General features: G+C 40.6%; 10 protein-coding genes. 7 read left to right on the forward strand and 3 right to left on the reverse strand.

Going from position 1 to position 14,324, the window contains the following annotated elements; all coding sequences use genetic code 11:
• Window positions 1-40: 40 nt before the first annotated feature.
• The 4 genes from ACGLYD_RS06340 (at window position 41) to ACGLYD_RS06355 (ending at window position 6,635) form a co-directional block, all read left to right on the forward strand.
• Window positions 41-1,111: a hypothetical protein gene (locus tag ACGLYD_RS06340; protein ID WP_067208441.1), complete on the forward strand. Its 1,071-nt coding sequence runs from the start codon at window positions 41-43 to the stop codon at window positions 1,109-1,111.
• A 497-nt stretch (window positions 1,112-1,608) separates the two neighbouring features.
• Window positions 1,609-3,648, forward strand: coding sequence for an EAL domain-containing protein (locus ACGLYD_RS06345; protein ID WP_399631972.1), 2,040 nt, complete (start codon window positions 1,609-1,611; stop codon window positions 3,646-3,648).
• 622 nt (window positions 3,649-4,270) lie between these two features.
• Window positions 4,271-5,371, forward strand: coding sequence for a glutamate 5-kinase (gene proB / locus ACGLYD_RS06350; RefSeq protein WP_340741959.1), 1,101 nt, complete (start codon window positions 4,271-4,273; stop codon window positions 5,369-5,371).
• Between the two features lie 16 nt (window positions 5,372-5,387).
• Complete coding sequence (locus ACGLYD_RS06355) at window positions 5,388-6,635, forward strand: glutamate-5-semialdehyde dehydrogenase (protein WP_340741960.1); 1,248 nt, start codon at window positions 5,388-5,390, stop codon at window positions 6,633-6,635.
• A 143-nt stretch (window positions 6,636-6,778) separates the two neighbouring features.
• Here ACGLYD_RS06355 and ACGLYD_RS06360 read toward each other — a convergent pair whose 3' ends face one another.
• Window positions 6,779-7,711, reverse strand: a complete 933-nt coding sequence (locus ACGLYD_RS06360) for an LCP family protein (RefSeq protein ID WP_399631976.1) — start codon at window positions 7,709-7,711, stop codon at window positions 6,779-6,781.
• Between the two features lie 364 nt (window positions 7,712-8,075).
• Between ACGLYD_RS06360 and ACGLYD_RS06365 the strand changes: the two genes are divergently transcribed.
• Window positions 8,076-9,527: an MDR family MFS transporter gene (locus tag ACGLYD_RS06365; protein WP_399633129.1), complete on the forward strand. Its 1,452-nt coding sequence runs from the start codon at window positions 8,076-8,078 to the stop codon at window positions 9,525-9,527.
• 77 nt (window positions 9,528-9,604) lie between these two features.
• Here ACGLYD_RS06365 and ACGLYD_RS06370 read toward each other — a convergent pair whose 3' ends face one another.
• Together ACGLYD_RS06370 and ACGLYD_RS06375 are read right to left on the reverse strand one after the other, a co-directional pair.
• A complete protein-coding gene (locus ACGLYD_RS06370) occupies window positions 9,605-9,868 on the reverse strand; it encodes a DUF3006 family protein (RefSeq protein ID WP_067208454.1) in 264 nt (87 codons plus the stop codon).
• 2 nt (window positions 9,869-9,870) lie between these two features.
• Window positions 9,871-11,118: an MBL fold metallo-hydrolase gene (locus tag ACGLYD_RS06375; RefSeq protein ID WP_399631979.1), complete on the reverse strand. Its 1,248-nt coding sequence runs from the start codon at window positions 11,116-11,118 to the stop codon at window positions 9,871-9,873.
• A gap of 215 nt (window positions 11,119-11,333) precedes the next feature.
• On the opposite strand from ACGLYD_RS06375, the gene ACGLYD_RS06380 reads away from it, so the two are divergent.
• Both ACGLYD_RS06380 and ACGLYD_RS06385 read left to right on the forward strand, forming a co-directional pair.
• The gene (locus ACGLYD_RS06380) at window positions 11,334-13,052 is read left to right on the forward strand and encodes an AAA family ATPase (protein ID WP_399631982.1); all 1,719 of its coding nucleotides are present in this window, start codon (window positions 11,334-11,336) and stop codon (window positions 13,050-13,052) included.
• Between the two features lie 371 nt (window positions 13,053-13,423).
• Window positions 13,424-14,302 (forward strand): patatin-like phospholipase family protein, encoded by an 879-nt coding sequence (locus ACGLYD_RS06385; protein WP_342538075.1) that lies wholly within the window; start codon window positions 13,424-13,426, stop codon window positions 14,300-14,302.
• Window positions 14,303-14,324: the final 22 nt, after the last annotated feature.

The following is a 14,324-nucleotide window of genomic DNA, read 5'->3' on the forward strand; positions in this document are numbered from 1 at the left end:
GACTATAAAGAGACACTGCGGCTAAAACGGGGGATGAGTTATGAGAAAAAGTTTTCAAATCGCTGGAGCTTTTATCGGAGTGATTGTTGGAGCAGGATTTGCATCAGGTCAGGAAATTTTACAGTTTTTCACTAGTTTTGGACCAATTAGTATCGTTGGAACACTTGTAGCAACTGTCTTATTTGCATTTTTAGGGATGAACTTGACACAATTGGGAAGTCGTTTGCAAACTAAGTCTCATCAACGTGTAATCTATCATATATGTGGTCGTTATTTAGGGGTACTTGTTGATGTTATTATTACATTTTTCCTTTTCGGGGTAACTGTAGTCATGTTCTCAGGGGCTGGAGCAATTTTTGAACAGCAATTTGGCATTCCTAGTTTCATTGGAAGTATTTTGATGGCGATTGTAACCATATTGACGGTAACGTTGAGTGTTCAAAAAGTGATTACACTCATCGGAGCATTTACTCCGTTTTTACTATTAATAGTGATCGTAATTACAGTTTACTCATTAATAAATTTTGACTTTGCAACTGCTGATCTGTCAGCCGCTGTTGTCACTCAAAATAGAGGTGCATCCCATTGGCTACTGGGCGCAATTTTATATGTCTCTTATAATTTGGCAGCTGGAGCCGCGATGCTCACGGTTATGGGTGGCACTGTAAAGGATGAGAAGGTTGCGGCATGGGGTGGAATCATCGGTGGTCTTGGATTGGGACTACTCATCCTGCTTATCAATGTCTCAATGCTGACTCAGTTAAAAGCGATTGCAAGTGTACCGATGCCAATGCTGTTTTTGGCAAATAATATTAGCCCTATAATGGGGGCAATTATGTCCATTATCTTATTGGGGATGATTTACAATACAGCGGTTGGAATGTTATACGCATTTTCAGCTCGTATCGTTAAAACTGAAACAGTGCGTTTTAAAGGTGCCGTTACAATTTTTGGTGTAGCTGCGTTCGGCGCGAGTTTTATTGGATTCATCACACTTGTTGGTACTGTCTATCCAGTGATGGGCTACCTAGGTTTCACATTAATTGCTGCAATTATCTTCACATGGGCAAGGAAAAAAGGAACAGTTGGTAAAATAGATTCTTCGAATTAATCAATGCTTCACAAATCAAATTTAGTATTGTTTGGTTATTTGAAACTATCGGTAATTGAGTGGTGAAGAAGGAGTAATATGTGGCAATAAGGTGTGAAAGAGAATGGGATTTATCAGCTAGCGAATCCCAACATCACAAACTCCTGCATTAGCCTTCGTAATCTTATGCAAAAACATAGAGGGAATTATCGCCGCGAAAGTTAAGCCCTTTCGTCCTTAATACCAGGACGATTGGGCTTTTACTGGGTATAGGAAGAAGAGAAGGTGGGTTTGCTACTTTTTACAACAATAACAAAATAGTAATATCTTAGATTGCAGAATGTTATTGTTACGGATTGAACATGTGTTGATTAACCAAAGTTAACCTGAAGATAGGAACTTTTTTCGAAATGCTGTGAAATAATCTTGAAGGTAGAATGGAACAGGTTGACACATGATTATATAGAACTATAATTAGTAGAGAATTATCTTATAATAGTTGTAAAGGAGAACCGATTTTGTTTACTCATCCTTCCATGGAATCATATAGTGTAGTTGTTGGTGAATACTCTTTTTCAATCATTCTTTTGTCCGTTATCATTGCGAGCTTTGCTTCCTATACCGCGATATCAATGAATGAGCGAATGCAAGAGAATAGCTTTTTTCATCGAAATTTGTGGCTCATATTAGCATCGGTTGCTTTGGGGTTCGGGATATGGTCCATGCATTTTATTGGAATGGGTGCCTATTTATTACCCATTTCGATGACTTACAAACCTGAGCTCACATTTTTGTCGATTATTCCAGCAATTGCAAGTTCATTTTTAGTGTTTACTTTAGTCAACCGCACGCGAAAAACGATTGGATTAAGTTTGATTTCGGGTGTCGCAATGGGAATTGGTATCTCTGCCATGCATTATATTGGGATGGCGTCTATGGAATCAGATACTATCTATACATATGATCGCACAATTTTTACTGCATCTGTGGCGATTGCAATTAGTATTTCTTTTATCGCAATCTACATTTTTTCTTCTCTTCAGCATCTTTTGAAAAATAAACTCCTGAAAACAGTTACTTCGCTCGTTATGGGGTTAGCAATTTCTAGCATGCATTATACCGGACTCATGGGGACTACTTACTATATTCATCGTGACAAGATTGATAGTCTGCATGAGATTCATCAAATGGATATGAACTATCTTAACATTACAGTTTCAATTGGTTTGGGTCTATTGCTGCTATTATTACTATTATCGAGTTTTATTGATCGGTATATTGATTACCGCGTAAACTATTTCGAGTCCTTAACGAGAATCCCAAACAGGCGGAGCTTTGAGAAAATGTTGAACAGTCCCTCTTATGATGGAAGTCTTGCAATGTGGTATATCCCCGACATTGAAAAAATCAATGTTGAACAAGGGTATATTTTCGGAGACAAAGTTATTCAGTATTTGGGTCGTTTTTTCTCTCAGTGGTCATCATCCTCTATGAAACTTTACCAGCTTCAGGGCAAGCGTTTTGTCTTTCTTCTTCAGGGGGTGGACGGAATCGTTGAGTTTGAACGCACCATGAATAAGGTTGCAGAGCAACTTAAAGCACTGACTGAAATCGATGGCAAATTAATTAAGATTGAAGCGGTCTGCGCGATGTCAACTACGGAAGAACATCGGGATCCGAAGCGTTTGTATACAGAAGCGCTTACTGTGTTAGAGCATCCATCGACACGCTATGATTACCAGGTGATTCGTTTTGATAATGCAATCCATTCTCATTCATTCGAAGAAGAAATCCTAGAGAGTATAGAAGGTGCGATGCACGAAGGACAATTATTCATGGTTTATCAGCCGAAAGTAAGGGCTAGTACTAATGAATTGTCGGGGTTTGAAGCTTTGATTCGTTGGAAGCATCCGAAATACGGTATGCTATCTCCAGTAACTTTCATACCAATACTTGAACAAAGCACACGAATAGGAGACGTCACGAACTGGATAATCGAGCAAGTTTGCAAACAGATTGCAGAGTGGGGAAAAACGACTTTCCAAGTACACCCCGTTTCAATTAATATTCCTGGGGATTATGTTACATCACCAATCCTACTTAATGTATTAACGGAAATGGTGAAAAAGTATAAGTTGGAACCGTATAATTTAGAATTAGAAATTACGGAAACGAGTGTAGTGAATTCGATTGAAGATGCGGTGAAAGCCCTCGATACGTTTCGAGAAAAAGGTTTTTCTGTAGCATTGGATGATTTCGGAACAGGAGTTTCATCTTTGTCTTACTTGAAAAGATTGCCGATTTCGACTTTGAAAATAGATAAGTCATTTATTGACGATGTACCACAATCTGAGAAAGATTCATCTATTCTCAAGGCAATTCTCGCAATCGGTCGAACGTTAAATTTAGATATTGTACTAGAAGGTGTAGAAACTGAAGAGCAAGTACAATTTCTAAGCCAAGAGTCGGAGTCGTTAATCTTCCAAGGCTATTATTTTGCTAAGCCAATGACTTCGACAGAACTTTTGAATTGGTTAGCGCAGCGCAAGCCGGTTTAATTTTAAGAAACTATGCTGAATGGTTTAAAAGATTAAATGTTATGGATAATCTATAGGGTGCTCTAAATAGTTGAAAAACGTTCTAAGCTTGAACTAACGAAAAAATGTATAAGAAATTCGTTCTATTCGCAATTCTACCTGTTGTTCTCGTCACCATCTTGCTCATAATAAAATGAACTTCAATACCTGAAAAGGCACCGACATATGGGAGTATTACTATTTGTCATTACTTTAGAGGGGCAGTGACGATATTCATTGTCCGTTCATAATATCTGAAGTAAAAGTAGTTCACTCATACACGCTTGACAATTCAGTTAAGTGTTGTATGATAGTTTAAAATCTTCTAAAACTTGAACGGTGATGAAGGATTACTATGCGAATCCATGTTGTGAAAGAGAGCGGAATTTATCAGCTGGAAGATTCCGTCACGACAATCGCAGAACCTACCTTCGTAGTCTTATGTAAAACATAGGCGCCCCCCTCGGCGTTATGGGGATAAGTGGGATGTGTTCGCATGCATCCAATTATGGTGGTACCGCGGAAGCTAAGCCCTTTCGTCCTTAATATCAGGACGAGTGGGCTTTTTTTTGTTTTCCACCACAAGAAGGAATGGGGTATTGGAATGAAAAAACAACGGATTGTCGTGAAAATAGGAAGCAGTTCTTTAACAAATGTTAAAGGTGAAATCGATCAAACGAAATTCAACGATCATATCGATGCGCTTGCCGTACTACGTAAAGCAGGGCATGAAGTGATCCTTGTTTCTTCTGGTGCAGTCGCGGCTGGGTTTGCAAAGTTAGGCTATTCATCGCGGCCAATAACAATCAAAGGGAAACAGGCGGCTTCGGCGGTGGGCCAGGGTTTGTTAATGCAATCTTATATTGAAAAGTTTAGTGTTCATGGAATCGTGCCAGCTCAGATTTTATTGACACGAATCGATTTTTCGAATCGTGAGCGCTATAGAAATGCATTTGCGACTATGACGGAACTGTTGGAACGCGGAATCGTGCCCATTATTAATGAAAACGACACAGTCTCTGTTGAAGAACTGACTTTCGGTGACAATGATATGCTGTCAGCACTTGTCAGTGGCTTTCTCCATGCGGACCAGCTTATTATTTTAACGGATATTAATGGACTTTATGAATCAAATCCACGCAAATATCCATTAGCGAAACGACTTGATTATCTTGAACAGATTACAGATGACTTACTAAAAGGAGCTGCCGATACGGGATCAAAAGTGGGAACAGGTGGCATGAAATCAAAACTACTAGCTGCAAAAACAGCAACATCACTAGGTGTTTCCGTTTTCATCGGAAGGGGAGAAGGTTCGAATAAACTACTAACGATTTTACAGGGGGGAGGCGACGGCACCTATATTTCCAATCCAGCTATCGCTAAGATTAATACGAGCAGACAATGGATCGTGTTGCATTCCGAATCGACAGGTGAACTTCACGTTGATCAAGGGGCGGAAGTGGCTATTTTATATAACGGAAAAAGCTTATTACCTGCAGGTGTTGTTAAAGTAAACGGGGATTTTCACAAAGGTGACGTTGTTGAAGTATTTGGCGTGAATGGGATTTTAGGTAAAGGAGAAGTAAGTTATTCTTCTGGTGAATTAAGAAACGCGATTGAAGACAGAAACAAGGAAAAAGAAGGTGAACTAGTTTCATCGGCTGTTGAAGTCATTCACCGGGACCGCTGGGCACAAATATGAAATGAGGGGATTTAGCATGAGCGAAGTACACTTAAAAGGGAAAGCTGCAAAAGAAGTAAGTTATTCGTTGGTGAACATCACAACCGACCAAAAGAACAAAGCACTGGCATTAATTGCCGAACAATTAGTGGCCGATCAAACGTCCATACTTGCTGAAAATCAGAAAGACTTGGACGATGGAAAAGCGAAAGGTTTTACTGACGCAATTCTTGACCGCATCCTACTCACTGGAAAACGAATAGAAGACATGGCGAATGCCATCCATCTGTTAATCGAATTACAGGATCCGATTGGAGAGACAGTGGAGACCATTGAAAAAGACAATGCATTGCTTATTGAAGTGAAGCGGGTACCAATTGGCGTTATCGGTATGATTTATGAAGCGAGACCGAATGTCACTGTTGACGCGGCGACGCTTGCCCTTAAAACGGGGAACGCCGTCATTTTACGCGGAAGTTCTTCTGCGAAATATTCGAACTTGGCTCTTATAAAGTCAATTCATGCTGCTCTTGATAAAAGTGATGTTCCCAAAATATCTATCCAATTAATTGAAGATACGAGCAGGGAGACGGCAAAAGAACTGTTCCGGCTTAATGAATACTTGGACGTTCTAATTCCAAGGGGTGGCAAAACACTTATTGAAACAGTAATTCGTGAAGCAACAGTTCCGGTCATTCAAACTGGGGCGGGTAATTGCCACATCTATATTGACGAATCAGCAGAGCTAGAAATGGCTACTAATATTGCATTGAATGCAAAGATTCAGCGTCCATCCGTTTGCAATGCCATTGAGACAATCTTAATCCATGACAAGTGGTTTACGTTGTATGGAAAAGGACTTATCGAAAAATTGCAGGAGAACGATGTGGAGATATACGGAGATGAAACTGTTGTTCGAGAATGTGAAAAGGTGCGAGCTGCATCCGAATCAGATTGGTCAACGGAATATCTCGGGTTAACAGTTAGTGTCAAAATTGTAACGAGTATGGAGGAAGCAATTACTCATATTACCAAATACGGGACAAAGCATTCCGAAGCGATTATCACCAATGATGAAAAGCATGCTACGATTTTCTTGAATTATGTCGATGCCGCCGCAGTCTATCATAATGCTTCGACTCGATTTACGGATGGTTTTGAATTTGGTTATGGCGCGGAGATTGGAATTAGCACACAGAAATTGCATGCACGGGGTCCGATGGGATTAAAGGCGTTGACAACGACAAAGTATGTCATCCGTGGAAATGGGCAAGTGCGGGTATAGAGAGAATTATTGGTGGATCCGAGGGTATGTTCGGAAATGACGGGTAAATCCGTGAAACAGTAGGTACACTCAAAAGCAGCAAGTGGAAACCCATAGCAAACAACATCAAAAAATCCGCGGAGTTTAACATTCCGCGGATTACTTTAATTCAATTCCAAATGTTGCTTCATGGTACCTGTAACTTCCTGTAATTCTGTTTCATCCATAATGTAATACCATATACCGCCGTTCATTCGCTTGCCTTCACCTTTTTCAAAATGAAGTTGCTCCACTTTACCAGCCGCGTCACGGTAATTCTTTTGGACGTCTACCATTTCTTCGAACGTCATATTTGTTTTTACATTGTCACCCAGGGCATTGAAGACACTGCGGTATTTTAACAGACTCTTTATGGAGGTTCCTTCATGCAGTACTCCTTCAATTACCTGTTTCTGTCGATCTTGACGCCCGAAGTCGCCGTTAGGATCGCCTTTCCGCATCCGCACATAGGATAGTGCTTCTTTGCCGTCCAAGGTGATGTCACCAGTAGCGTAATGAATCGAATCCTGTGTAAATTCAAAAGGATTGTTAACACTGATACCGCCGACGGTATCTACAATTGTCTGGAAACCTTCCATATTGACTTCCATAACATAATCAATGGGAATATCCAGTAGATTCTCGACCGAATCCAGTGACATCTGAATGCCACCGAATGCATACGCATGGTTTAATTTATCTGTGGTTCCATGGCCAATGATCTCTGTGTACGTATCTCTTGGAATACTGACCATTTTCGTCGTTTTTAACTTAGGATTAACGGCCATTACAATCATCGTATCCGAGCGACCTTTATCACCTTCGCGTTCATCAACACCCAAGACAAGCACTGAAAACGGATCTTGGTTACCCAAAGTAATTCCTTCTGCTCGCTTCTCAGATAATTCGCGGTCAATTGGTTTATACATAGCTTTCAACGTTGACGTCAAGTCAAAATAGACATTCAATGCAAAACCGCCGATTATTAGGCTGATTACTGCAATGACCCATGGCCATTTTCTACGTTTTTTATTTTTCTTCATATCTGCTCGATTCATTATAGTTCCTCCAGTTGGTGTCATTCGAAAAAGTGTACCTGGATATAGACGCTCAACCTTACGTCTAAGTTTCAATTAGATTAAGAAAGATCCAGCTAGATTAGTAAGACTTCTAGTTTCTTACAGTTTAGAGCCTGAAATTTACTCGAATACAATTCGCATCAGTACTTAAATAAGTGTTGAAACAGCATTGTAATGTAGAAACTCTGCTGCTATAATTCGTATACTTAGTTATGAAATGTTTGGGCATTTTTACAAGCAAAGCATTATAAAATTCACAACGGTGTTTAATGAAGGAGAGACTGCATTGGAAGATAAGATACGATTACGCCTCGTTTTGACGGGGATTTTATTGGGAATATTAATGGCTGCAATGGATAATACAATTGTAGCGACAGCGCTCGGTTCAATATTGGGAGATTTGGGCGGTGTGGACAGCTACATTTGGATTACGTCTGCTTATGCAGTAGCTGTACTTGCGGGTATGCCGATTTTCGGAAAGTTATCCGATATGTATGGACGAAAAAGGTTCTTTTTATTTGGTATCATTGTTTTCTTAGTTGGGTCTGCTCTTTGTGGGCTTGCACAAACGGTTCCGCAGCTTGCGGTATTCCGGGCGATCCAAGGGATTGGGGGAGGGGCATTATTACCAATTGCATTCACTATTGTCTTTGATGTATTTCCTCCTGAACAGCGTGGTAAAATGACAGGCCTTCTTGGTGCTGTATTTGGCGCTTCAAGTGTTCTAGGTCCTTTGCTAGGCGCATGGATTACGGAATCAATAAGCTGGCACTGGGTATTTTACGTCAATATTCCAATCGGCGCGATTTCTTTATTCTTGATCATTCGCTATTATAAAGAAGCTGCACAACCGATCAAGCAGACAATCGACTGGCTAGGCGCAATTACACTTGTTACAGCTGTCGTCAGCCTAATGTTTGGGCTTGAGTTGGGTGGGAAAAAGTTTGAGTGGTTTTCGTGGCAAAGTATTTCCCTTTTTAGTATATTTATTGTCTTTTTTATTGTCTTCATATGGGCTGAAACGAGAGCAAAAGAACCAATCATTTCATTTTGGATGTTCAAGAACAGACTTTTTGCTTCATCCCAGGCCCTGGCATTCTTATATGGTGCTACATTTATTGGCCTGACAATTTTCATCCCTCTTTTTGTGCAGGCTGTATACGGTGGATCTGCCACAAATGCGGGAATTATTCTTATGCCGATGCTTCTTGGTTCGGTCGCTGGAAGTGCACTTGGAGGAATATTGCAGACGAAAACATCGTATCGCAATATCATGGTGATCTCGGTTATCGCTTATTCAATCGGTATGGTGTTAATGAGCACAATCACACCTGATACATCACGAATCGCATTATCCCTATTTATGGTACTTGTTGGATTTGGGGTAGGGTTTTCATTTTCATTATTGCCCTCTGCGTCGATGCATGAAATGGACTACCGCTATAGGGGATCGGCTAACTCAACGAACTCGTTTTTCCGTTCGTTAGGCCTTGCCCTCGGGATTACCATCTTCGGTGCGATTCAAACGAAATTGCTAACAAGTGAAATGACCACTGGTTTTGCGAAACTTGGCGGAAACGGGCAGGGCGGTCCGGAATCACTTGGAAATATCCAAACGGTATTTCAGCCAGAAGCTCGCGCCAACATCCCCCCAGATATATTGGATGTGATTGTAAGTGCAATGTCTACATCAATTTCAGCCACATATCTCTGGTCACTTATACCAGTTGGAATTGCAGTTATTGCCGTTTTCTATATGGGTAATGAAAGACTAGATGTAACTAAAAAACAGTAAAACAGTAAAGCTGTCACATCCATTTTTTACAATGGGCGCGACAGCTTTTCTTTGATTTATGACAGTTGTTACTACAACTAGTTTCGTTTGAAGCGACTGGTTTTCTTGGATTTTAACCGTTGTATTCTGTCGTCTACTTCTTGTTCCATTTCAGCTGTTTTTCCTTCATCTACTTGGAATGAAATGATTTCATCACCTTGGATTTCAACTGAAAACCATGTGCCAGCCTTGCTGTCAATTGGGAGCGTGTTTATGTCGACATGGAATTCTTTCTGCAATTTTTCAACTAAAAGAAGTGCTTTATCGTCGTCTGTGAACCGATCGAGATATGCTAAATACATAATTATCCTCCTATGCACGCAATGCCTTGCGTGAGAATGTCGGTAATCCGGGCAGGTCCGATGCCTTTTATTTTACTAAGATCGTCAACTGATTGGTAAGGGCGGAGTTGGATCAAATCTTGTGAACGGGCGGGACCGATGTGGATAATGCGCTGTACCTCCACTTCACTTGCTGAGTTGATATTAACACATGAGGCACTTGAAACTGGCTGTGTCTCATTTTTTGGTTCAGGTGTAGGTACAACTTCAGTTTCTACTTCAGGTGGTGTGTGCTTTATAGTCCCTTGGTTATTTGTATGGACGCTAAAAGTCTTGCCATCTGTTTCGACAATAACTGTTCCATGAATATCCGTTCCATAAACAAGAACACCGCTTTTTTCAAGCCGATTAATCGTTTCGATATGCGGATGTCCGTATTGATTGTCAACACTTGCCGAATAAATCGCTATATCTGGTTGAACGGCCTTTAGAAAACTATCGGTTGTTGATGTTTTCGAGCCATGGTGACCAACTTGTAAAATATCTGCCTTTAGGTTTGCACCACTACTAAGCATTTCACTTTCTGCTTCCTCTTCACTGTCACCAGTAAAGAGGAAGGAAATCTCTCCGTATTGTAAACGAATCGCAATCGAATTGTTATTTGTATCGCCTGACAGAGATTTCGGATGAAGTACTGCAACCTCTAGCGGCCCAATGTCGAATACATCGCCAACCTCCGGCTCATAGTAATCTACGTTATTGTCTTCAATTGCAGCAAGTGCACTCGTGAAAATTTGCGAATTCGTAGTTTCACCATTCATCCATACTTCTGATACATCAAATGTACGGATGATTTTATCCAGTTGCCCAATGTGATCTGCATGGGGATGCGTAATCGCGACAATATCGATGTCTGTTATGTTGTGGGCTTGAAGATAGGACACAACTTCTGTGGAGCTCCAATCTCCGGTATCGATGAGTACTGCAAATGCTTCATCACCCTGGTTGTATTCAATCAATGTGGCGTCTGCCTGTCCGACATCTATGTAATGAACTTTCATCCTCGAGAGTGGTAGATTTTGCTGTTCAATGGAATCTGCATCTTCCACTTTAACAACTTTGTTCTGTTCTTCGTTTGCTTGTTCTTCTACTAATTCGGAATCCCCATTTACATTATCAGGTATAGGTGACTGTGTTGTACTTTGACCGCAACCTGCAAAAATAAGTAGGCCCGCGATTAAATAAAGACTGGTAAATATATTCTTAATCATTTTTTCTCCTCTATCATTCGGGTATTTTCTTACTAGTATAGTGTAGCAGACATAGGTGCTGTGGATAACATTGTTATTATGTGATAAATTAATGGGGTTTAATACCAACGACCAAGCGTTCATACTTTGTACAAGCATATCCAATAATTCCACCTGTTATAATAGCTCATCAGCCCTTATAATAGAAGTATATTCTAAAAGGAGTTGTCGTAGGCTTGAAGCATGTTTCGAAGTTTGCAACAAAGATTATGGTTCTCGTCCTCTTAGTCACTGGAACAGTAGCAAGTGTGGGGTGGTACTTCTTTGATGCAAATAAAGGAATCGCAGTATCGTTTTCCGAATTGGAAAAAACAATTCAAGCTCAAAACGATCAAGTTGTATCGCTTAAAGAAACGTCTAACGGAACATTATTCTTACAGACGAAAGATGAGCAATACGTAACTCAAGTTCGTCCTGAAAGCCAGTTAGTCGAACAATTAGTCGAAAAATATAATATATCATATAACTATTCCGATCAAAGCAAATTAAGTAGTTTATTGTTCGGAGGAGTGTTCATTACGCTGCTCATTACATTAATTGTGCTTCATAAAAAAGGAAAGATCGGCGTAGGTGCCTCTTCTATGAAAAATAGCGCATCTAAATCGACGCCTTTACCCGATATAACATTACAAGATATTGGTGGGCTTCCTGAAGAAATGAAGGAAGAGATTTTACAGACGTTATCTATTGTGAAAGATCCGAAACGGTCGGCCCAAGTAGGTATTCAGCCACCCAACGGGATTCTTTTATATGGTCCACCGGGTACTGGGAAGACTTTACTTGCACAAGCAATTGCACGCGAAATAGGAGCAACCTTTTTTTCGTCCAGCGGGTCAGCGTTCACAGAACTATTTGTTGGTGTAGGTGCTTCCCGTGTACGATCTCTGTTTGAAAATGCAAGAAAGCAACGACCAGCAGTCATATTTATTGATGAAGTCGATGCACTTGCAGGTAAACGGAAAACACATGGTGGGGAAGAAGCGGAAAAAACATTAACGGAACTTCTTGTTCAGCTAGATGGTGGCAATAATAACGACGGTGTGCTATTCATTGCAGCAACGAACCGAAAAGATATGTTAGATGAAGCTTTTCTTCGTCCAGGTCGAATCGATTATTCATTCCAAGTACCCTTACCTGATACGACTGGAAGAAGAGAAATTATTGATATTCACACGAGAGGTAAGCTGTTGGCTGATGAAGTCTTTGCTGCATTAGATACTCTTGCCGAAAGTACATCAGGATTTTCAGGAGCTGAACTGAGTTCTCTCTTTAAAACAGCGAGCAGAAGAGCAATTCGAGATGGACGTGAACAAATTGCTAAGAGTGATCTTGACTTTGCAATTGACCGCACCATTCTTGGAAGCGCCTCCCGTTCGATGAATGACCCGGAGACGAAGAGAAGAGTAGCCATTCATGAATCCGGTCACGCGCTAGTAGCTGCAGTAACAAAGCCTGGTTCAGTAAGGAAAGCAACAATTATTCCACGCGGCCAAGCACTTGGGTATGTAGCACCGATTCAGAAAGAGCTTCACTTGTCTACGTATAGTGAATTATTAGACCAAGTCAGTATGATCCTTGCTGGTGGCGTTGCCGAACGAATATATCTTGGCGAACACAGTATTGGCGTAAGTGGCGATGTTCAACAAGCGAAAGAAATCATCGAGCGCATGGTTGATACAGGTTTATTACAAAACGGCTTCACGTTAACTTTCAATAAAAGCGAGAAAGAAGCGAAGATGCAAATTCTTTTTGATGAAGCACTTCGCAAAACAGAAAACCTCATTCAAGAACACGCGTCAGAATTCAAACAGTTGGTGGATCTATTAATGCAAAAGGAAACACTGGACGGCTCAGAAATACAACAGATTGTTAGCAGGCACGTAGTCGAAATATAAATGTGTTAAAAAAAGTAATCAACGGGAGAGGCATTTGCCTCTTCTTTTTTTATGCAGTAGAAAACGATAGAAAGCCGTTTGGTTGAGCTTTCATCATAATTGGTTAAACCGACTATATCTTTAAGGCGAACGATCATATATGCTACTCAACCAATCATAAGTCAGCCCTGACCGATCAAATATGCTGCTCAACCAATCATAAGTCAGCCCCGACCAATCATATATACTACTTAACCAATCATAAGTCAGACTCAACCAAGCATATCTATAAAAATCATCCCATTCCCTAGCGTTTGAATCCACAAGTTCGTTCTAATTTCCTCCCGTTCCTCCTACAGTGTAACAAGGCATAGAAATGGGGGAGATTATCTATGTTAATAGATGGAGTTTTTTCAGGAGGAGGATTAAAAGGATTCGCGTTAGTTGGGGCTTATCAAGTCCTCGAAGAAAAGGGGTATCGATTTCATCGTGTAGCTGGAACGAGTGCGGGCGCAATTCTTGCCAGTTTCATTGCGGCTGGTTATTCGGCTAAGGAAATTGAAAAGATGCTGGATGAACAAGATTTTCAGGTGCTTCTTGATCCACGGAAAACAATAATTCCTTTACCGTTAATGAAATGGTTTCAACTGTATTGGCGACTTGGTTTATACCAAGGTAATGCTTTGGAGAATTGGTTTTTAGAAAAATTAGCAGCAAAAGATGTCTATACATTTTCAGATTTACCGCCGGGAAAACTAAAGCTTGTTGCTTCGGATTTAACGAATGGAAAAATGATTGTGCTTCCCGACGATTTGGAGGGCTATGGAATATCAGCAGAAACGTTTCCAATTGCTCGTGCATTACGCATGAGTTGCGGAATTCCATTTTTCTTCGAACCGGTACGATTAAAAGTAGGGAAAGGAGAGACGATTGTTGTGGATGGGGGGGTGTTGAGCAACTTCCCTATGTGGATATTTAACGACGAAGGTGGAAATACAGAACGTCCAGTCCTTGGTTTGAAGTTAAGTCGTAGCCAAGAAGAAATGCCGGGACATAAAATTGACAATGCCTTAGATTTATTTGAAGCCCTTTTTTCGACGATGAAAAATTCGCATGATGAAAGGTATATTTCGCGAAAGCATGAAAGAAATATCATTTTCATCCCAGTTGATGATTATAGTGCAACCCAATTTGATATGGATCAAGAAACAAAAGAGGGACTTATAGAAGCGGGACGCAACAGCACGATTCAATTTTTGAAAACATGGTGAAAAATACCGGGTACCAAAACGA

The sequence above is a fragment of the Sporosarcina sp. SG10008 genome, from assembly GCF_044569405.1.
Classification (GTDB): Bacteria; Bacillota; Bacilli; order Bacillales_A; family Planococcaceae; genus Sporosarcina; species Sporosarcina psychrophila.